The organism is Manganibacter manganicus, from assembly GCF_002075885.1.
GTDB lineage: Bacteria > Pseudomonadota > Alphaproteobacteria > Rhizobiales > Rhizobiaceae > Mesorhizobium > Mesorhizobium manganicum.
In genome coordinates this window covers 108,498-127,290 of sequence record NZ_MDET01000001.1, presented here as the reverse complement: position 1 = coordinate 127,290, position 18,793 = coordinate 108,498, and the positions used below count along the sequence as shown (strand labels likewise).

Genomic DNA, 18,793 nt, shown 5'->3' with positions numbered 1-18,793 from the left:
CCGGTCTTTCGCCCGCCGTCTTCGACGGACGAGAAACATGGGAGGAAGAGATGACATCTGCGAACTGGCGTTTGGAAGGTGAGTGGATCAAGAACTGCAATTGCGCATTTGGCTGCCCCTGTGACTTCAACGCAAGGCCGACTTTGGGTCATTGCGATGGCCTTGTCGCGATGCGTATCGTCAAGGGCCACTTCAACGAAACGAAACTCGATGGCCTATGCTTCGCGGTGACCGTTCGCTTTCCGGGAGCACTGCATGAAGGAAACGGCCAGGCCCAGCCGATACTCGATCAGCGGGCTACACCGGCACAAAGAGACGCGTTGGGCGCGATCCTGTCGGGGGAGAATTCCGCCGAAGGCACCCTGTTTCATATCTTCAGCCTGATCGTCACTCAAATGCACGATCCCGTGGTCGCGCCGTTCGAATTCAATTTCGACAAGCAGGGGCGTACCGCGCGGCTGGTTATCCCCGGCGTGCTGGAAACCGAGGTCGAGCCGATCAAGAATCCGGTGACAGGCGCACCACATCGTATCCAGGTGCTCATGCCGGAAGGCTTCGAGCATCGCGGAGCGGAAGTGGCATCGTCCAACATACGCAGCACCGGGGCGATCAGGTTCGAAACGACAGGCACGCACAGTTCGCTGGCCCATGTCGTCCAGACCCCGCAAGGCGTGGCGGCCTGACCGACAGGTGGTGCCATGCTCGCGGGCCTGCACCGGCATGACCGTGCGATCATCGTGGCCCTGTTGCTCGGGGCCATGGCGATCTCGTTGGCATATCTGTTGATCGGAACCGAAACTCCCATGCCGGAAATGGCCGGCATGGCGATGCCCGCCAGATCGTGGACGCCGGGCTATCTCGCCGTAACGCTGGCGATGTGGCTGGCCATGATGACGGCGATGATGCTGCCGAGTGCCGTTCCGATGCTCCTCTTCTACGATTCGATCGCGCAAAAGCGCCGCGCCGGATCGACCACTGTCGGCCTTACCACCCTCTTCGGCCTTGGCTATCTCGTCGTTTGGCTCGGATTCAGCATCGGCGCAGTAGCCCTCCAATTCGCGCTCGACAAGGCCGCCCTGCTCTCGCCTGCGATGCGGACGACCAACATCGCGCTTGCCGGCGCCATGCTGATCGCGGTAGGCGTCTATCAATGGACGCCATTGAAGCAAACCTGTCTGCGCAAGTGCCGCTCGCCGCTCGATTTCGTCCTGACGCAATGGCGAAGCGGCAATGGCGGCGCCTTCCATATGGGCCTTCGCCACGGCATGTTCTGCCTCGGCTGCTGCTGGATGCTGATGCTGCTTCTGTTTGTCGGCGGCGTCATGAATTTTGCATGGATCGCCGGCATCGCGCTGTTCGTCCTGATCGAAAAGCTCGCCCCCGCCGGTCATTGGATCGGCAGGGCCGCCGGTGTCGTCTTGATTGTCTGGGGGATAGCTTTGTTGGCCTCGTTCGCCGCCGTGGACTGACCTGGGCGGCCAGACCCTGCCGGCGAGGCTACTCTCGCTAGATCGCGACTGCGGGCAGCCATCTTTACGGCACCGACTAGGACTCTTGCGGCAGGATCTTGCCCGGATTGAGGATATTCAGCGGATCGAGCGCCTGCTTGATGGTGCGCATGACATCGACACCGTGGCCGAGTTCATGGCGCAGAAAGCCGGTCTTGCCCTGGCCGATGCCATGCTCGCCTGTGCAGGTGCCGTCCATGGCAATGGCCCGCCTGTTGAGGCGCGCTACAAACCTTTCCACCAAGGCGATCTCGTCAGGGTCGTTCGGGTCCATCAGCGCCATCGCGTGGAAATTGCCGTCGCCGGCATGGCCGACAATCGGCGCGATCAAACCCATTTCCTCGATGTCGGCTTCGGTTTCGGCCACGCATTCCGCCAGCCGCGAGATCGGCACGCACACATCGGTCGACAGGCTCTTGGCACCGGGCCTCAGCGTCAGCGTCGCCCAGTAGGAGTCGTGACGCGCCTTCCAGAGCTTGTTGCGCTCCTCGGCCAGCGCCGTCCAGTGAAACGGCCCGCCTCCATTTTCCTCCGCGATCATGCCGAATGTCTCGGCCTGCTCCGCAACGCCCGCATCGGTGCCGTGGAATTCCACGAACAGGCACGGGCTTTCGGGGTAGTCGAGCTTCGAATAATTCTTCATGGCCCGCATTTGCAGCGCGTTGACCAGTTCGATCCGTGCGACCGGAATGCCCATCTGGATCGTTGCGATGACCGCGCGGGAGGCGGCTTCCAGGGTTGGAAATGGGCATACACCGCCTGAAATCGCCTGCGGGATGCCCTGCAGGCGCAGCGTCAGCGCCGTAATGATGCCGAGCGTGCCTTCCGAGCCGACCAGAAGCCGTGTGAGGTCGTAGCCCGCCGAGCTTTTCTTCGCCCGTTTGCCTGTCGTCACCATCTGCCCGTCCGCCATGACTGCCGTCAGGGACAGCACCGTTTCGCGCATGGTTCCGTAGCGCACGGCATTGGTGCCCGAGGCGCGCGTCGCCGCCATGCCGCCGAGAGACGCATTGGCGCCGGGATCGATGGGAAAGAACAGGCCGGTGTCGCGCAGATACTGGTTGAGGTCCTCGCGGGTGATGCCCGGCTCGACCGTGCAGTCCAGATCCTCGGCATTCACCTCGATCACGCGGTTCATCCGCGTCATGTCGATCGAAATGCCACCGCCCGGCGCGTTGGTATGGCCTTCGAGCGACGAACCGACGCCGAATGGAATGACCGGCACGCAATGCGCGGCGCAAATGCGCACGATTTCCTGAACGTCCGCCGCCGATTCGACGAAGACGACACCGTCCGGCGGCTGGTTCGGGATATAGGTCGTGGTATGCGCGTGCTGCGCCCGGACCGCCTCTCCCGTCTGCAGGCGCTCGTCGAAACGTTGTTTCAGGATACCCAGGGCCGCGGCAATCCCCGCCTCGTTGCGCTCGATGGGCATCAGGTCGCTCAGGGCCATGCTTTCCTCCGTAAACAGGCCAGAACGGCCCTTGTTCAGCATTTATAGATCGCTACTGTCCCTGCCACCCGGCTCTGGCCAGCGCAACCCACCACGCACAGGAATGATTATGATCATGCAAGCCCCGCTCGTCTCCCACGCCATGGACATCGAAAAGGACTGGATCGACTATAACGGTCATCTCAATATGGCCTATTACAACGTCCTGTTCGATCGTGGCTCGGATCTGGCCTTTGACGCGCTGGGGCTTGGTGCGGCTTATGCCAGGGAGCGCAAACTCACCATCTACACGGCCGAGGTGCATGTCTGCTATGTGCAGGAACTGCATCTTGGCCATCAGGTCACGGTTTCCTTCCAATTGCTGGACCACGACGAGAAGCGCTTGCGCGCCTATCAGGAAATCCGCCATGTCGACGGCTGGTTGGCTGCCACTTCAGAACAACTTGCATTGCATGTTGACATGACCGGCCCAAAGGTCGCTCCCTTCCCGGCAGACGTGATGGCCAAACTCGAAGCCATGAGCAAGGCGCAAGCGGCGCTGCCGATGCCCGAGCGCGCCGGCCGCTCCATAGGCATCCGCCGCAAGACGGCCTGAGCGGTCATCTCCCGTTAACCTTAACCAATCTTGAACGTGCATAAGCCGGATCGCGCATTGAACGAATCGGCAGCACGGTCGAATGTCATTACGTTGTGCGGGATGGCGGGAGTTAGAGTATCGGACCGAAAAGTGGAACCCGGTTTTCGGGTCATTCCGATGCTCAATCAAAGTGTTGGAGCGTCATTTTGTGCGTTCGATTGAACGCACAGCGCTCCAAGGCCGACTCGAGGAATGGAAATGAAGATCGACATCGACGCCGAAGCCGACCGTCTGGCCGCCGATCCGCAAATCACCGATTATGACTTCTGGCGCTCGCTGAAGAATCTCAACAACGAGATCTTCCAGATTTCCTACAACAACAAGCCGATTCCCTTCGCCATGGTGCGCCGCCGCGCCATCCTCAAACAGGCGCGTTCAAAGCGTGGCGACTGAACAGCCAGCGTTCAAAACGTGTAGGCGAATGTGGAGGCAACGGCCATCACCACTGCTATGGCGACAAGCACCGCATAAGCGCGCGGCAGATCGAACAGGATGGCATGCCCCGCGATCCACGCGGCAAAACCGGAGCCAAGCGCGAAAAGAAAGCCGTTGCGATCGTGAGCGGCAAGATTGGCCGCCATCAGGCCACCGACGCACAGTGTCCCGAACACGATGATGACAGCGATGGCCGCCTTGTCGAAATTGTCGTCCATTTCCAGTCCTCTAACCGCCGACCGCTTCTCATAGCGGGAAAACACGCCGCGCGCATGGCGAATATAGATCAGACTTCACCCTTCGCGCGCAACCGGGCAATATCGAATCCCCGGCTGCATTGCGTAAAAGCCACGGTCCCTGCCCGTTCGTCCAAAGCCGGAAACGCCATGGAGCGAACCTGAATGGTCGCGCCGCGCTTTAAGCCAGTTTCTTCTTCAGGAATTCGATCGTGCGTCCCCAGGCCAGGTCCGCCGCCGGCTTGTCGTAGCGGGCCTGCGACGTATCGTTGTTGAAGGCGTGATTGACGCCTTCATAGACGAAGATCGAATATTCGACATGCGCGTCATCCAGCGCCTTCCTGAACGGTTCGATACCGGCATTGATGCGCTGGTCCAGACCGGCATAATGCAGCATCAGCGCCGCCTTGATCCTGGACACATCCTCTGCTTTGGGCTGCGCGCCGTAATAGGCGACGGCGGCGGCAAGATCCGGCGCATGAACCGCCAGTTGGTTGACCGTGCCGCCACCCCAGCAGAAGCCGACGGCGCCAACCTTGCCGTTGCCGTGCTCATGGTCCTTGAGGTAGCCCACGGTGGCGATGCCGTTGTCCACGGTCACGGCCGGGTCGAGTTTGGCGAACAATGCCCGCGCGGCATCCTCATCCGCCGGCGTGCCGCCCAACGGCGACAGGAAATCCGGCGCCAGTGCGACGAATCCCTCGAGCGCGACGCGTCGGGCAACATCGCGTATATGCGCGTTCAGCCCTCGGTTTTCATGCACCACCATAACGGCGCCAAGCTTGCCTGCCGGTTCGGCCGGATGCACGAGATAACCCTTTAGCTCGCTGCCACCGCTCGGCCAGGTGACATCCTTGCCCGTAAGACGCGGATCGTCTTCGGCGATGACCGCCGCCTTGGCTGCGTTTGCTGCCAGCAGCGGCGCGATGGCCGCCGCTGCCGCGCCGGAACCGGCCAGCCGCGTCAGGGTATTCATGAACCGGCGACGGTCGAGAGTAAGATGGGTATATTCGTCATAGGCATCGATCATCGCCTGGGTGATCGGCGGTGTCTTCATCGCTGGTCCTCCTCGCAACCCTGGAAATGTCACGAACAGGATAGAGGCCGTCGAGGCCGGATTCGAATCACGTCGAAGTGAATGGCGACATGCGCGCGGCACTTCCATTGTAAGAGCATCGTCGCCGCCTAAAAATGGGAAACCTGATATGAACGCCCAGGAGATCATCGACACTATTTCCGCCAAAGTCGGGCTCGACCAGGCCACGACCGAGCGCACCGCCGGCATCATTTTTTCCGTTTTCCAGCACGAAGCGGAAGGCACCGGCGTCGCCGAGCTTTTCGCCAGGATACCTGGGGCCGAGACGCTCGCGCAGCAGTATGATGTCATGGCCAATGCGAACGCCAACACCGGCGGCGGCCTTATCGGCTCGCTGGAATCGGCGCTGGGCAGTGCGCTCGGCGAAAAAGCCGGCGCGCTGATCAATGGCCTGTCGCAACTCAAGTCGTCGGGCCTGAGCCTCGATCAGATCCAGCAGGCCGGCACTGTCCTGGTGCAGCAGGCGGAAGAGGCAGCCGGTCCCGACATCACCAACAAGGTTCTCGATTCCGTTCCCAGCCTGAAAGGCCATCTTGGCCTTGCATGATCAAGCCATGAAGGCGCCACCTTTACCCAACCTTTCGAGAACAAAACGGACACGCTCCTAGCCTTTCACTGCCGAATCACTACATTCGGATGCGATGTCCGGCTTTCCCGACGATATGCCCTTTTTCGACGAACCTGCGCCGAAGCCACAGAGCGAGGCTGCGGGGGGCGGAGCTATGGGCGGTATCGCCGCACGTGCGCTTGCCGCGCGGCAAGGCCATGGCAACGCACCGGATTATCTCAAAGGCCTCAACCCGGAACAAAGGCTGGCTGTCGAAACCACGGAAGGCCCGGTTCTGGTGCTGGCGGGTGCCGGCACCGGCAAGACCCGCGTGCTGACCACGCGCATTGCCCATATCCTGGCCACAGGCAGGGCTTGGCCCAGCCAGATTCTCGCCGTCACCTTCACCAACAAGGCCGCGCGCGAGATGAAGAACCGCATCGGCCTCCTGGTCGGCGAGGCCATCGAAGGCATGCCCTGGCTCGGCACCTTCCATTCGATCGGCGTGAAACTGCTTCGCCGCCATGCCGAACTCGTCGGCCTGCGTTCCGATTTCACCATTCTCGATACGGACGACGTCACCCGTCTCATCAAGCAATTGATCCAGGCGGAGGGGCTCGACGACAAGCGTTGGGCGCCACGTACCTTCGCCCAGATGATAGACGGCTGGAAGAACAAGGGGCTCGGCCCCGACGAGATCGCCGAAGGCGATGCGCGCGCCTTCGCCAATGGCAAGGGACGTGAACTTTACCGATCTTATCAGGCGAGGTTGACGACGCTGAACGCCTGCGACTTCGGCGATCTCCTGCTGCATCCGATCCGCATCTTTCGCAAGCATCACGATGTGCTGGCCGAATATCATCGCAAGTTCAAATACATATTGGTGGACGAGTATCAGGACACCAACACCGCGCAATATATGTGGTTGAGGCTGCTGGCACAAAGGCCGTCCTTCGAGGCTCCGCTACGCTCCACACCTCAGGATGAGAGGAGCGATCCGACCAACAGCCCAGCGCGCGACCGCGCGCCGCCCGACTTTTCGGGCGCGACCGCGCAGGGCCAGCCGCCAAAGGCGGCGACGCGGCCCGTGAGCGAAAACAAAGTCAATATCTGTTGCGTCGGCGACGACGACCAGTCGATCTATGGCTGGCGGGGCGCCGAGGTGGACAATATCCTGCGCTTCGAAAAGGATTTTCCCGGCGCGACCGTTGTCAGGCTGGAGCGGAACTACCGTTCAACCGCTCATATTCTGGGCGCCGCCGCTCATCTCATCGCCCATAATGAAGGGCGGCTGGGCAAAACATTATTCACCGATCGCCCCGATCCGGAGGACCCCAAGGTCAACGTCCACGCGGCATGGGATTCCGACGAGGAAGCGCGCGCTGTCGGCGAGACCGTCGAAGTCTACCAGCGGCAGAAGCACAATCTCAACGACATGGCGATCCTGGTTCGCGCGTCCTTCCAGATGCGTTCCTTCGAGGATCGCTTCATCGAGATCGGCCTGAATTATCGCGTCATCGGCGGGCCGCGCTTCTATGAACGCCAGGAAATCCGCGATGCGCTGGCCTATCTGCGCGTCGTCGCCAATCCCGGTGACGACCTGGCCTTCGAGCGCATCGTCAACGTGCCGAAACGCGGCCTCGGCGAAGCCGCCGTCCGGCAGGTGCACGATACGGCCCGCGCCTTGCGCATTCCCATGCTGGAAGCAGCCGGCAACCTCGCCGAAAGCGATGAACTCAAGCCCAAGCCGCGCGCGGCTTTGCGTGAGGTGGCCGCCAATTTCGCCCGTTGGCAGAGCGCACTGGAAACCACGCCGCACACTGAACTGGCAGAAACCATCCTGGAGGAAAGCGGCTACACGGCAATGTGGAAGAACGATCGTTCCGCCGAGGCGCCGGGACGGCTGGAAAATCTGAAGGAACTGATCCGTTCCATGGAGGAGTATGAGTCGCTGCGCTCCTTCCTGGAGCATGTCGCGCTCGTCATGGATGCCGAGCAGAACGAGGAGCAGGACGCGATTTCGATCATGACCCTTCATTCCGCCAAGGGCCTGGAATTCGAGACCGTCTTCCTGCCCGGTTGGGAAGAAGGGCTCTTTCCTCACCAGCGCGCACTCGATGAAGGGGGCCGCTCGGCATTGGAAGAAGAACGCCGCCTCGCCTATGTCGGGCTGACGCGAGCCAAGAAGAACCTGCATCTCTGGTTTGTCTCCAATCGGCGCATCCACGGCCTGTGGCAATCGACCATTCCATCCCGCTTTCTCGATGAACTGCCCGAAGCGCATGTCGAAGTGGCCGAAGGCGGCAATTCCTACGGCGGCTACGGTAATTCCTATGGCGGCGGCTTCTCTGCCGGACGCCAGAATCCTTACGGCGCGTCGCGTTTCGACTCGGTCGGATCGGCTTCGGGCGGTTCGTTTTCCAACACCTATGCAACACCGGGCTGGGCACGCGCGAAGGCCAACCGCACGGAAGCGACCGACCGCAACTGGGGTTCGCGATCCGGCCATCAGGTCGAGCGCATTGGCTATGGCGAGGTCGATTCCGGCTATGGCGCGGGGCGCACCAGTGTCAAAGGGCGCACGATCGAGGGCGAACTCGTCGCCAAATCGGTCGCCGATACGCCCTCGGCCTTCCATGTTGGGGATCGGGTTTTCCATCAGAAGTTCGGCAACGGCAATGTCGCTGCCATCGACGGCAACAAGCTCACCATCGATTTCGACCGGGCCGGCCAGAAAAAGGTTCTGGATGGTTTCGTCACTGCGGTTGGCTGACTCCTGCCGACGATTCCAATTGTAAAATGGGCAATTACACCTCGATTTCAGCCCGATTGGCGTTGTTTTCTTGACTTCCGCAACGGAAGCAGGCAGCAATCGAGGTCGGAAAGGTGGCTCCTGCCGCCGATGGGTATGGGGATTTTAAGGTCTACGGAGGGTTTTTCGACCAGAGGGGGCAGGCAAAGGGTTTGGTTAACCATCTTTGTCCATTCTTGAATCAAACGGCAACACGCAACGGGCGCACTGAGGCGCCGGGAAAACACGCATAAGCGTTTGAGCGCGATTGCGAAGTTTTCAGTTTGCCGGTTGAAAAGATTGGTTGGCATGTCGTTTTCAGGTCGGGACACATCAATTGCTGGAGGAAGTCGGTTCGCAAGGGCATGCGGGTGCCTCGCGCGCTGCGTTGTCGTCCCCGGTGCAGGTCTGGCTTTCGCCCTGTGGTCCGCAGCGACCATCGTCGGCGTGTCCTCCGCCACGAATTCGCTCGGCTCCTCCACCAGTTTCCTGCCCGACAAGCTTTCGTCGCTGAACGCGAACTTCACTTTGCCGCATACGCACATTCCGCAGAGTGCAGAAAGCGTGCAGCCTGCCGGCGGCGGTCACTGGCCTACGGTCGTTCTGCAATCCGGCAAAGCCAGCCGGACCGCCTCTGCCAACGCCGGTGAACTGCCGCAGATCGTCGTCAAGCCCGGCGAACGCTTCGACCGCATCGCCATGCAGGCCTCTCTCACACCGCAAAAGCTCGCCGACCTCCTGCGGGGCGAACCGCACGCGCCCTCCCCGCAATTGACATTGGATGCGCCGTCGAGAGAACGCTTCCATGAGGATGCGGATGTTCTCCAGGCAAACCCGGCGGCAGAACGATTCGGTCCCCGGATGGCCGAGACCGATCGATCTTCACGGCTCGCACTCGCGCTTTCCGGCAGCGCCGAAGTCGAACTGGTGGCTTTCGCCGCCTCCACCTCGCCCTTGGTCGAGCGCCCCGATGGCGTCTATGTCGCACCAAGGGAGGTTCTGGAAGCCAGTCTTGAGACCGGCAGTTCGCTTCTGGACGCCTTTCCGGATGTTGTTCCTCTGCCAACAATCCGCCCAACGTTAAGCGAAGCGCGGATAGCCGCGGCTCCCTCGGCCGCTGCGGCCGATTCCGCCGCATCTACGCGCCCTCAACCACAGAAACTTGCTAAAGCACCCGCCAAAACCGACTCCGGCGACGAAAAAGGTGCGTCACATTCCAACAATGCACTTGCTTATGCAAAACCGGACAATCCGACGTCCAGCTTCGGTCAGGCGTTCAAGAATCTGTTTTCGCCAAGACCCCGCCGCAATGGCGGCGTCGCGGTCTACGATATCAGCGCGCACACGGTCTATATGCCCGACGGCCAGCGCCTCGAAGCGCATTCGGGCCTGGGCAAGATGGTGGACGATCCGCGCTACGTAAAGGTCAAGAATCGCGGCCCAACGCCCCCCAATACCTACAATCTGGTCATGCGCGAGTCGCTGTTCCATGGCGTCGAGGCTATCCGTCTGCTCCCTGTCGACGGAAAAAACAAGTTCAATCGAAATGGCCTGCTGGCGCACACCTATATGCTTCGCGGCGGGCTTGAACAATCAAACGGCTGCGTCGTGTTCGAGCATTACGACCGCTTCCTGAAAGCGTTCAAGAAGGGCGAAATCAGGCAACTTGTTGTCGTTCCCGGCAACGGACGCGCAAGGATGAGACTCGCCTCCTACGGGCGCGGCGCGTAAGCCGAGCACGATCAGGAGCTCGCACTCTCCCAGCGATCGAGAAAGGTTTCAATCGGAAGCGTCTGCATGTCGGGGATTGCCCGCGCCAGTGTTTCCACCGGCCAATCCCACCAGGAGAGCGCTTCGATGCGCTCGGCAATGGCCGGCGCAAAGCGCGGACGCAATAGTCGCGCCGGCACGCCGGTCACGATCGAATAGGCCGGAACGTCCTTGGTCACCACTGCATTGGCGCCTACCACCGCGCCGTTGCCGATGCTGGCACCGGGCATCACCACCGCCCCATGACCGATCCAAACATCATGGCCGACACACACACACTTTGCCCGCCGGCGCTCGCGAAAATCGGCATCAATGCCGAGCCAGCGAAAATACTCATTCGGGCGATAGCTGACCTTGTGCGTGGTCAGCCGCTCCATCGGATGCTCCAGCGCATTGATGCGGCTGTTGGCGGCGATGGAGCAGAACTTGCCGATGGTTGCATAGATCGCCTCGGCATTGCGCTCGAAATAGGAAAAGTCGCCGACCGTCACCTCGCGCAGGATCACCCGCTCACCGATGACTGCATAGCGGCCAAGACGGCAGCCCTTCAGTTCCGCAGTCGGATGGGCACGCGGCTCGGAATCCCTGCCAATCAAATCGTTAGGTCGGTCCATGCGCCGCCTTTACGCTGGGCCGAACGTCCCTGCAAGTCGGGGGCATTCGGGCCGATTCACTTGGGCTTGCCCTTCGTCCACACCACGTTTTGCTTATAGAGCGGTACCGTGGATAGCGACATTTTCGCCGAACCGCCCTGCACCTGCCGCGTATGCGAGAGATAGACAAGCGTGTCATTGCCCTTGTCGTAAATGCGATTGACCACCTGTTTCTTCCAGATCAGGCTGATCCCCTGCTTGAAAACCTCTTCGCCCTTCTCACTAAGATCGATATCGCCAATGGTGATTGGTCCGGTCTGCTGGCACGAGATCGCCGTGTTGGAAGGATCCTCGAACCAGTTACCTTCTTTCAGCCGGTCGATCATGCTGCGATCGAAATAAGCAACGTGGCATGTCACCCCGTCCACCTTGGGATCCTTTATCGCCTCGACGACGATGTCATTACCGATCCAGTCCACTCCCACCTTCCCAACCTCGTCGGCTATAGCCGGACTGATACAGGCAGCAAAAGAAAGAACCATGATGCCGCGACGCAATTTGCCCAAAGTGGTTCTCCTATCCAGAGTTCGCCGGCAAGACATGGGCCGCCTCGGCAGGCTTTGCAAGTTTGCAGGAACGGCAGACGGCGCTTGCGGCAACAGGGCACCTTTGCCCCGCTTGCCAAACGGGTTAGAGACGGGCGCAGAACAGACAAGCACCCGGAGCCCCTGCCATGATGCGCTCGATCCTGATCGGCATTGTTGTCCTGATGGCTGCCGGCATCGGCTGGCTGAGCTTCAACTGGTATCGCGGCCACTATGGCGGCGAGGCATTCGGCGCTTCCTTCGCACTCACGGACCAGTCCGGACAGCCGATCACCGAGAAGGCTTTTCGCGGCCATCCGAGCGCCATTTTCTTCGGATTCACCCATTGCCCGGAGGTGTGTCCCACCACATTGTTCGAACTGGCCGGCTATTTGAAAACCCTCGGCGACGAAAGCAAGAACATCCACGTCTTTTTCGTCACCATCGATCCGGAACGCGACACGCCGACGGTCATGAAAGCTTATGTCAGCAATTTCTCGGACCGGATTGTCGGCATCACCGGAGAGCCTGACAAGGTCTACGCCATGGCCAAATCCTTCGGCATCTACTGGAAGAAGGTACCCACTGACGGCAACGACTACACCATGGATCACACGGCGTCGGTGCTTCTGCTGAATTCCAAGGGGGATTTCGCCGGTACGATCGCCTATGGCGAAGACCCCAAAAACGCCATCGCCAAATTGAAACGGCTGGCCGCCAAAAATAGCTGACAGCACGGGATCGCCATGCCTCAGAGCCGCCTTTACCTGACTGCTTCCAAAGCCGAGGCGGACCGCATCTTCGCTCTCCTCGAAACCGCCTTCGAGGAGGATGGCCTGCCGATCGCCATGCTTGAACTGGACGAAGCCAACGACATTCACGAAGTGTCCGTCTATACCGAGGCCGAAAATGCGGACGATGTGACTGCGCGCATAAATGCCGCCTTGTCCGACCTTGCCTTGTCCCCGACAATCGAGCGGGAAGACGTCCCCGAGATCGACTGGGTGGCCAAGTCGCTGGAAGGGCTGAAACCCGTACGCGCCGGTCGATTTTTTGTTCACGGCTCCCATGATCGGGACCAGCGCCAGCCAAACGACATCGCCATCGAAATCGAAGCGGGACAGGCTTTCGGCACCGGCCATCATGGCACGACCGCCGGCTGCCTCGAAACGCTGGAACGCGTGACCGCGGCCGAGCAACCGAAAAATGCTCTCGATCTTGGCACCGGCAGCGCCGTTCTGGCCATTGCGCTCGCCAAGCTCGCCGAAATTCCTGTGCTGGCGACGGACATCGACCCGGTGGCGACGAAGGTCGCGGCCGGTAACACCGAATTGAACGGCGCCTCCTCACTGGTCGAGACTGTGACCGCCACTGGCTTCGATGACCCGATCTTTGCCGCACGCGGCCCGTTCGACCTGATCGTTGCCAACATCCTGGCCGGTCCCCTGATGGACATGGCGCCCGACATGGCCGCCAATCTTACGCTTCATGGATCACTTGTGCTTTCCGGCATTCTCGACAGGCAGGAGGACGCCGTGCTTGCAGCCTACGCACAAGCGGGTTTCAGTCACGTCGATACATTGCATCGCGAAGGCTGGGTGACGATCCATCTCAAGCGTTGACAATGCTCGCCGGATCGGGCGGCGATGATTGTCAGCCACCCATCTTGCGATTACGGTCGGGCGCAATAACGCTCCGAAAGGCGATCCATGTTCCAGACATTCGATTCCGTCAGCGATCCCGCTGTCGGCAAGCCTCGGGTTGCAAAGCTGCGTGAATGGCTCTCCGAAAACGAGTTGGACGGCTTCATGGTACCGCGTGCCGACGAGCATCAGGGCGAATATGTGCCAGCACGCGCCGCCCGGCTGAAATGGCTGACCGGCTTTTCCGGCTCCGCCGGCGTTGCCATCGTGCTCGCCGACCACGCCGTGATCTTCGTCGACGGCCGCTATCAGCTTCAGGTACGCGATGAGGTCGATCTCGACATCTTTGGCATCGAAAGTCTCGTGGACAATCCGCCCTCCTCCTGGCTTGGAGAAAATCTGGCAAAAGGCACCAGGCTCGGCTTCGACCCATGGCTGCACACCATCGGCGAGATCAAGGCACTTCGGTTAGCCGCCGACAAGGCCGGCATGGTGCTTGTGCCGGTCGGACGCAATCCCATCGACATCATCTGGCAGGACCAGCCGGCAGCACCGGCGGCACAGGTCGAGCTTCATCCGATTGCCTTCGCCGGTGAGTTGGCCAGAGACAAGCTCGAGCGGCTGGCGGCAGATATCGCCAGGGACGGCGCCAGCCATGCGGTGTTGACAGACCCTTCGTCGATTGCCTGGGCGTTCAATATCCGTGGTGATGACGTGCCGCACACGCCGCTGGCGCTCGGCTTCGCCATTCTCGCCGCCGACGGCAAGCATCGGCTTTTCATGGACAAGGCCAAATTCTCGCTCGAAGTCGAGGCCTATCTCACGCAACTGGCCGACCTGCATCAGCCCGACGAATTCGAACGCACCGTTGCCGATCTCGCCAAAAGCAGCGCCAGGATCGCGCTCGATCCGGCACTTGTCGCCGACAGGCTGCGCATGATCGTTGAGGAAAATAACGGTGCTGTCGTTGAAGCAGCCGATCCAGCACGCATTCCCCGCGCGGCCAAGAACAAGGCCGAGATCGCCGGCAGTCGTGCAGCGCATCGCCGCGATGGAGCCGCCGTGGTCAAACTGCTTTGCTGGCTGGATCGCCAGATCCCTGGCTCGCTCGACGAGATCGCCGTGGTGACAAAGCTGGAAGAATGCCGCCGCCAAACCGGCGAGGAAACGCAGATGCCGCTGCGCGACGTCTCCTTCGATACGATTTCGGGGGCCGGCCCCAATGGCGCCATCATGCACTACCGCGTGTCGCGCGCCACCAGCCGCAAGCTGAATGCAGGCGAACTGTTCCTGCTTGATTCCGGTGCGCAATATCAGGACGGAACCACCGACATCACCCGCACCGTGCCAGTCGGAAATCCGACGGCAGAGATGCGTGAGCGCTACACACTGGTTCTGAAAGGCCTGATCGGCATTTCCACCTTGCGTTTCCCGGCAGGGACGCGCGGTTCCGAGATCGATTCTGTTGCCCGCATGGCGCTGTGGAAGCACGGCCACGACTTCGCCCATGGCACCGGCCACGGTGTCGGCTCTTATCTCGCCGTGCATGAAGGACCGCAGCGCATTGCCCGCACCGGCACGCAGAAGCTGTTGGAAGGTATGATAATTTCCAACGAGCCGGGCTACTACAAGAACGGCCATTACGGCATCAGGCTGGAAAACCTGATCCTCGTCACGCCTGCCGAAGATCTCGAAGGCGGCGACATCGCCATGCACCGCTTCGAGACACTGACGCTGGCTCCGTTCGACACCCGCATGGTGGAAACCGAACTGCTGACCCGTGACGAATTGAACTGGCTTGATGCCTACCACACCCGCGTTCTGGCCGAGATCGGCCCGATGCTGGACGGCGAGGTGCTGGCATGGCTTGAGAAAGCCTGCGCGCCGCTACCGTATCAGCCCAAGGGCTGATCCGCCTTCACCCCATGAATTGCCGCGCGACGATCAGCACGGCCGCACCGGCCAGAAACATCGAAAGCAGGTTGCCGCGCAGCGCCACCAGCGCTGCGACGATCAACGCTATCCATTCCGCCGGTCCGGCGCCAAGCACGGCCGGCGCCACCAGCGTGGTCAGCACCGCCGCCGGCACCGCATTCAGGCCGGCCTCGACGCGTGGATGAATGCGCTCGAAGCGCGACAGCACCAGATGCCCGCCGACGCGGGTGAGATAGGTGGCGATCGCCGCAGCAACCGTGATCCAGAGGGTCGTGCTCATGGCAATTTCTCGATCTCGGTTTCGCCCGGCTCAATACCGACACCGCTATGGTGCGGCGGCAGGATGACAGCCAGCGCGACGCCCGCCAGCGCGCCGAGCGAGACATGCCAGGGCGAGCCGACAAGCTTGTAGGCAAGGATCGACGCCACGGCACTGACCGCGACAATGGGCAGCCACAGCGGCCGCTTGCGGAAATCCATCACCAGGCCGAGAAAATAGATCGGCAGCAGGAAATCGATACCGAGCGCGCCGGTATCCGGAATGAACTGGCCGAAGAAGGCACCGAGTGTCGTGAGGATCACCCACGAGACATAGACGGCAAGTGCAGCCCCCATATACCAGACGAAACCGACCTTGCGGCCGCCCAGCGCCTCGCTCTCCGCAAAGGCATATTGCGGATCGGTGAGCAAGAAATAGGCCGCTGCCTGCTGGGCAAGCGGCCAGTGCGCAAGCTGCCGGCCGATCGCCGCCGAATACAGCATGTGACGGAAGTTCACCGCGAAGATCGACAGCACGATCAGCCACGGCGCGACATGATGGCCGAACAGTTCGATGCCAACCATCTGGCTGGCGCCGCCGAACACGGCCGCGCTCATGAAAAAGGCCTCGAACACCGAGAAGCCGTTGTCCACCGCGAGCGCGCCGAACAGCATGGCGAACGGCCCGGATGCCACCATCACCGGAATTGCCAGCCGCGCGCCGCGCCAGAATTCGCTCGATGCGGGCCGTTCCGAAATCGCCTGCGCGGACATCTGCTTCTCCTTGAGAAGGTGGGTTCTAGGAGGCACACCGGCCACTGTCACACGAATTCATTTGAGCCAAACGATCAGCGAAAATGATGTATCCGGCCCCTACCCTTTTCCCACCAGCGCGAACCAGGCGTCCTCGTCGATCACCTCGATGCCCAGTTCGGTCGCCTGCTTGAGCTTGGAGCCGGCCCCCGGCCCGGCCACCACAAGATCGGTCTTCTTCGACACCGAACCGGCTGTCTTCGCGCCAAGCTTCTCCGCCATGGCCTTGGCTTCGTCGCGCGACATTTTCTCCAGCGCCCCGGTGAACACAACGGTCTTACCCGCGACAGGCGACGACACGTCGCCCACCTGTTCCTCGTCGAGCACGGTCACCTGCTCCAGCAATGTCGCGACCACCTCGCGGTTGTGGGCCTCGTTGAAGAATTCCACCACCGCCTCGGCGACAATCCCGCCTATGCCGTTGACGCCATTGATCTCCTGCCAGGCGGCGTTGCCTTTGTCGCCCTTGCCTTCAGGGATTTCGGCCGCTTCACCCGCCGCCACAAGTGCGGCGAAACTGACGAAATGGCGCGCCAACCTCCTGGCATTGGTCTCGCCGACATGGCGTATGCCAAGCCCGAACAGGAGCCGGGAAAACGCGATCTCGCGCCGGTCGTCGATGGCGGCGAACAGCTTCTTCACCGAAACCGCGCCGAAACCGTCGATATTCTCCAGCTTGGTCAGCGATTGCTCCTGCCTCGCCTTCAGCGTGAAGATGTCGGCAGGCGAACGCACCGCCAGCGCCGGATCTTGCGCCTGGAAGAAGAACTCGATCTGTTTTTCGCCAAGCCCCTCTATGTCGAAGGCGTTGCGCGACACGAAATGCCTCAGCCGCTCCACCGCCTGTGCCGGGCAGATCAGCCCGCCGGTGCAACGCCGGACCGCCTCGCCCTCCTCGCGCACCGCATGGCTGTTGCAGGCCGGGCAGCGGTCGGGGAAGATGTACGGCACGGCAGTGGCCGGCCGCTTTTCCGGCACGATATCGAGGATTTGCGGGATGACATCGCCGGCGCGCTGGATCATCACCGTATCGCCGACCCTGATGTCGCGGCCGTCGCGGATCGGCAGGCCGGTATTGCCGATGCCCTTGATGTAATCCTCATTGTGCAGCGTGGCGTTCGTCACCACCACGCCGCCCACCGTCACCGGCTCCAGCCGCGCCACCGGCGTCAGTGCGCCGGTGCGGCCGACCTGAATGTCGATGCCGTTGAGTATGGTGAAGGCCTTTTCGGCCGCGAATTTGTGCGCCGTCGCCCAGCGCGGGCTGCGCGAACGAAAACCAAGCCGCTCCTGCAAATCGAGGCGGTCAACCTTGTAGACGACACCGTCAATGTCATAGGGGATTTCGGCGCGCTCGGCCTCGATGACATGATAATGCGCAAGGATTTCCTCGACCGAATGGCACCTCTGCATAAGGGCGTTGATCGGGAAACCCCAATCGCCGAAGCGCTTCACCACGTCGTATTGTGTTGCGCCCAGCGGCGCGCTTGTCTCGCCCCAGGCATAGGCGAAGAAGCGCAGCGGGCGCGTGCGGGTGACTTCCGGGTCCTTCTGGCGGAGACTCCCGGCAGCCGCGTTGCGCGGATTGGCAATCGACTGGCCGGTTTCGGCAAGTCTTGTCTGCAATGCGAAGAAATCGTCGCGGCGCATATAGACTTCGCCGCGCACCTCCACCACGTCCGGCGCGTCGTCGGGCAGCGTCTCGGGAATATCTTCGATGGTGCGTATATTGGCGGTGACATTCTCGCCTGTCGTGCCGTCACCGCGCGTTGCCGCCGTCACCAGTCTCCGGTTTTCATAACGCAGTGACATCGACAGCCCGTCGATCTTCGGCTCGGCGGTGAAGACGATTTCGCGCTCAGCCGGAAAGGCAAGAAAACGCCGCACGCTGGCCAGAAAATCGCGCACGTCGTCGTCGGAAAAGACATTGTCGAGCGACAGCATCGGCACGGCATGCACGACCTTGCCGAAAGCGCCGGATGGCGCGGCGCCCACCTTTTGCGACGGCGAATCGGCGCGCACCAGTTCGGGAAAGCGCGCCTCGATCTCAGCATTGCGGATTCTCAGCGCATCATAGTCGGCGTCCGAAATGGTCGGCGCATCCTCGCCGTGATAGCGCCGGTCGTTCTCGGCGATTTCCGCGGCAAGCCGCTCCAACTCCTTTGCCGCCTCTTCAAGCGTGAGCGTGTCAACGGGCTTTTCGGACAATGACATGGCGGTTTCCGTGGTGATCTCGCGGCGGCGACTATGAGCGCATGGCAGCGCAAGGTTCAAGAGGCCACACTTCATTGCTGCCACGCTGCCTTTCGGCCCTGGCCATTTCAAAGAACTGACCTTTCTGGCTGAAAGGTCGGGAGACGGCGCATGGCATTGCGCCTGATTGATTAAGTAGTGACGCTCTGCCATGCGCCGCCGGCGTTTCTACCCTTGCCTTTCCCGGCCCATCGCCCATTTGCGAGCGCGAGCATCTCAGGTCCGGTTCGGGCCGGGCGGT

The 18,793-nt window shown here is 61.4% G+C and carries 18 protein-coding genes; 10 read left to right on the top strand and 8 right to left on the bottom strand.

The genetic code is table 11. The annotated features are described in order from the left end of the window. The first annotated feature begins 50 nt into the window (after positions 1 to 50). Together BFN67_RS00565 and BFN67_RS00560 are read left to right on the top strand one after the other, a co-directional pair. On the top strand, positions 51 to 683 hold the full coding sequence (locus BFN67_RS00565) for a DUF1326 domain-containing protein (RefSeq protein ID WP_080917641.1): 633 nt from the start codon (positions 51 to 53) through the stop codon (positions 681 to 683). A gap of 15 nt (positions 684 to 698) precedes the next feature. Continuing rightward, a complete protein-coding gene (locus BFN67_RS00560) occupies positions 699 to 1,469 on the top strand; it encodes a DUF2182 domain-containing protein (RefSeq protein WP_080917640.1) in 771 nt (256 codons plus the stop codon). 76 nt (positions 1,470 to 1,545) lie between these two features. On the opposite strand, the gene BFN67_RS00555 is transcribed toward BFN67_RS00560, so the two are convergent. Beyond that, complete coding sequence (locus BFN67_RS00555) at positions 1,546 to 2,961, bottom strand: FAD-binding oxidoreductase (protein ID WP_080917914.1); 1,416 nt, start codon at positions 2,959 to 2,961, stop codon at positions 1,546 to 1,548. A 109-nt stretch (positions 2,962 to 3,070) separates the two neighbouring features. On the opposite strand from BFN67_RS00555, the gene BFN67_RS00550 reads away from it, so the two are divergent. Further along, a complete protein-coding gene (locus BFN67_RS00550; protein WP_080917639.1) occupies positions 3,071 to 3,556 on the top strand; it encodes a thioesterase family protein in 486 nt (161 codons plus the stop codon). Between the two features lie 240 nt (positions 3,557 to 3,796). After that, positions 3,797 to 3,991: a hypothetical protein gene (locus BFN67_RS00545; RefSeq protein WP_080917913.1), complete on the top strand. Its 195-nt coding sequence runs from the start codon at positions 3,797 to 3,799 to the stop codon at positions 3,989 to 3,991. Positions 3,992 to 4,002: 11 nt separating this feature from the next. On the opposite strand, the gene BFN67_RS00540 is transcribed toward BFN67_RS00545, so the two are convergent. Together BFN67_RS00540 and BFN67_RS00535 are read right to left on the bottom strand one after the other, a co-directional pair. Next, on the bottom strand, positions 4,003 to 4,251 hold the full coding sequence (locus BFN67_RS00540; RefSeq protein ID WP_080917638.1) for a hypothetical protein: 249 nt from the start codon (positions 4,249 to 4,251) through the stop codon (positions 4,003 to 4,005). A 199-nt stretch (positions 4,252 to 4,450) separates the two neighbouring features. Further along, positions 4,451 to 5,326: a dienelactone hydrolase family protein gene (locus tag BFN67_RS00535; protein ID WP_245295118.1), complete on the bottom strand. Its 876-nt coding sequence runs from the start codon at positions 5,324 to 5,326 to the stop codon at positions 4,451 to 4,453. 148 nt (positions 5,327 to 5,474) lie between these two features. Between BFN67_RS00535 and BFN67_RS00530 the strand changes: the two genes are divergently transcribed. The 3 genes from BFN67_RS00530 (at position 5,475) to BFN67_RS00520 (ending at position 10,434) form a co-directional block, all read left to right on the top strand. After that, on the top strand, positions 5,475 to 5,912 hold the full coding sequence (locus BFN67_RS00530) for a hypothetical protein (RefSeq protein WP_080917637.1): 438 nt from the start codon (positions 5,475 to 5,477) through the stop codon (positions 5,910 to 5,912). Positions 5,913 to 6,006: 94 nt separating this feature from the next. Continuing rightward, positions 6,007 to 8,685: an ATP-dependent helicase gene (locus BFN67_RS00525; protein WP_080917636.1), complete on the top strand. Its 2,679-nt coding sequence runs from the start codon at positions 6,007 to 6,009 to the stop codon at positions 8,683 to 8,685. A 465-nt stretch (positions 8,686 to 9,150) separates the two neighbouring features. After that, positions 9,151 to 10,434 (top strand): DUF2778 domain-containing protein, encoded by a 1,284-nt coding sequence (locus BFN67_RS00520; protein ID WP_245295117.1) that lies wholly within the window; start codon positions 9,151 to 9,153, stop codon positions 10,432 to 10,434. Positions 10,435 to 10,445: 11 nt separating this feature from the next. Here the strand turns inward: BFN67_RS00520 and BFN67_RS00515 are convergent, their stop codons facing one another. Together BFN67_RS00515 and BFN67_RS00510 are read right to left on the bottom strand one after the other, a co-directional pair. Continuing rightward, positions 10,446 to 11,087 carry an LbetaH domain-containing protein gene (locus BFN67_RS00515; RefSeq protein WP_080917634.1) on the bottom strand — a complete coding sequence of 214 codons (642 nt, stop codon included), beginning with the start codon at positions 11,085 to 11,087 and terminating at the stop codon, positions 10,446 to 10,448. Positions 11,088 to 11,143: 56 nt separating this feature from the next. Further along, on the bottom strand, positions 11,144 to 11,608 hold the full coding sequence (locus BFN67_RS00510; protein WP_139788990.1) for a CreA family protein: 465 nt from the start codon (positions 11,606 to 11,608) through the stop codon (positions 11,144 to 11,146). Positions 11,609 to 11,799: 191 nt separating this feature from the next. Here BFN67_RS00510 and BFN67_RS00505 point away from each other — a divergent pair, with 191 nt between their 5' ends. The 3 genes from BFN67_RS00505 to BFN67_RS00495 all read left to right on the top strand — a co-directional run bounded on the left by BFN67_RS00505 (position 11,800) and on the right by BFN67_RS00495 (position 15,204). Then, positions 11,800 to 12,381, top strand: a complete 582-nt coding sequence (locus BFN67_RS00505) for an SCO family protein (RefSeq protein ID WP_080917632.1) — start codon at positions 11,800 to 11,802, stop codon at positions 12,379 to 12,381. A gap of 15 nt (positions 12,382 to 12,396) precedes the next feature. Continuing rightward, positions 12,397 to 13,272, top strand: coding sequence for a 50S ribosomal protein L11 methyltransferase (locus tag BFN67_RS00500; protein WP_080917631.1), 876 nt, complete (start codon positions 12,397 to 12,399; stop codon positions 13,270 to 13,272). Between the two features lie 87 nt (positions 13,273 to 13,359). Then, positions 13,360 to 15,204 (top strand): aminopeptidase P family protein, encoded by a 1,845-nt coding sequence (locus tag BFN67_RS00495; RefSeq protein WP_080917630.1) that lies wholly within the window; start codon positions 13,360 to 13,362, stop codon positions 15,202 to 15,204. A 7-nt stretch (positions 15,205 to 15,211) separates the two neighbouring features. On the opposite strand, the gene BFN67_RS00490 is transcribed toward BFN67_RS00495, so the two are convergent. The 3 genes from BFN67_RS00490 to ligA form a co-directional block, all read right to left on the bottom strand. Then, positions 15,212 to 15,508 (bottom strand): AzlD family protein, encoded by a 297-nt coding sequence (locus tag BFN67_RS00490; RefSeq protein WP_080917629.1) that lies wholly within the window; start codon positions 15,506 to 15,508, stop codon positions 15,212 to 15,214. Next, a complete protein-coding gene (locus BFN67_RS00485; protein WP_080917628.1) occupies positions 15,505 to 16,260 on the bottom strand; it encodes an AzlC family ABC transporter permease in 756 nt (251 codons plus the stop codon). The genes BFN67_RS00490 and BFN67_RS00485 overlap by 4 nt, the downstream gene beginning before the upstream one ends. Before the next feature lie 99 nt (positions 16,261 to 16,359). After that, positions 16,360 to 18,507 (bottom strand): NAD-dependent DNA ligase LigA, encoded by a 2,148-nt coding sequence (ligA, locus tag BFN67_RS00480; protein WP_080917911.1) that lies wholly within the window; start codon positions 18,505 to 18,507, stop codon positions 16,360 to 16,362. Between the last annotated feature and the right edge of the window lie 286 nt (positions 18,508 to 18,793).

Bases quoted from the DNA above. Each gene is read 5' to 3' on its own strand.
- BFN67_RS00485 (WP_080917628.1), bottom strand. From the start codon at position 16,260: ATGTCCGCGCAGGCGATTTCGGAACGGCCCGCATCGAGCGAATTCTGG.
- BFN67_RS00540 (WP_080917638.1), bottom strand. From the start codon at position 4,251: ATGGACGACAATTTCGACAAGGCGGCCATCGCTGTCATCATCGTGTTC.
- BFN67_RS00530 (WP_080917637.1), top strand. From the start codon at position 5,475: ATGAACGCCCAGGAGATCATCGACACTATTTCCGCCAAAGTCGGGCTC.
- BFN67_RS00525 (WP_080917636.1), top strand. From the start codon at position 6,007: ATGTCCGGCTTTCCCGACGATATGCCCTTTTTCGACGAACCTGCGCCG.
- BFN67_RS00490 (WP_080917629.1), bottom strand. From the start codon at position 15,508: ATGAGCACGACCCTCTGGATCACGGTTGCTGCGGCGATCGCCACCTAT.
- BFN67_RS00510 (WP_139788990.1), bottom strand. From the start codon at position 11,608: ATGGTTCTTTCTTTTGCTGCCTGTATCAGTCCGGCTATAGCCGACGAG.
- BFN67_RS00560 (WP_080917640.1), top strand. From the start codon at position 699: ATGCTCGCGGGCCTGCACCGGCATGACCGTGCGATCATCGTGGCCCTG.
- BFN67_RS00555 (WP_080917914.1), bottom strand. From the start codon at position 2,961: ATGGCCCTGAGCGACCTGATGCCCATCGAGCGCAACGAGGCGGGGATT.
- BFN67_RS00500 (WP_080917631.1), top strand. From the start codon at position 12,397: ATGCCTCAGAGCCGCCTTTACCTGACTGCTTCCAAAGCCGAGGCGGAC.
- BFN67_RS00495 (WP_080917630.1), top strand. From the start codon at position 13,360: ATGTTCCAGACATTCGATTCCGTCAGCGATCCCGCTGTCGGCAAGCCT.
- BFN67_RS00505 (WP_080917632.1), top strand. From the start codon at position 11,800: ATGATGCGCTCGATCCTGATCGGCATTGTTGTCCTGATGGCTGCCGGC.
- BFN67_RS00545 (WP_080917913.1), top strand. From the start codon at position 3,797: ATGAAGATCGACATCGACGCCGAAGCCGACCGTCTGGCCGCCGATCCG.
- BFN67_RS00565 (WP_080917641.1), top strand. From the start codon at position 51: ATGACATCTGCGAACTGGCGTTTGGAAGGTGAGTGGATCAAGAACTGC.
- BFN67_RS00515 (WP_080917634.1), bottom strand. From the start codon at position 11,087: ATGGACCGACCTAACGATTTGATTGGCAGGGATTCCGAGCCGCGTGCC.
- BFN67_RS00550 (WP_080917639.1), top strand. From the start codon at position 3,071: ATGATCATGCAAGCCCCGCTCGTCTCCCACGCCATGGACATCGAAAAG.
- BFN67_RS00535 (WP_245295118.1), bottom strand. From the start codon at position 5,326: ATGAAGACACCGCCGATCACCCAGGCGATGATCGATGCCTATGACGAA.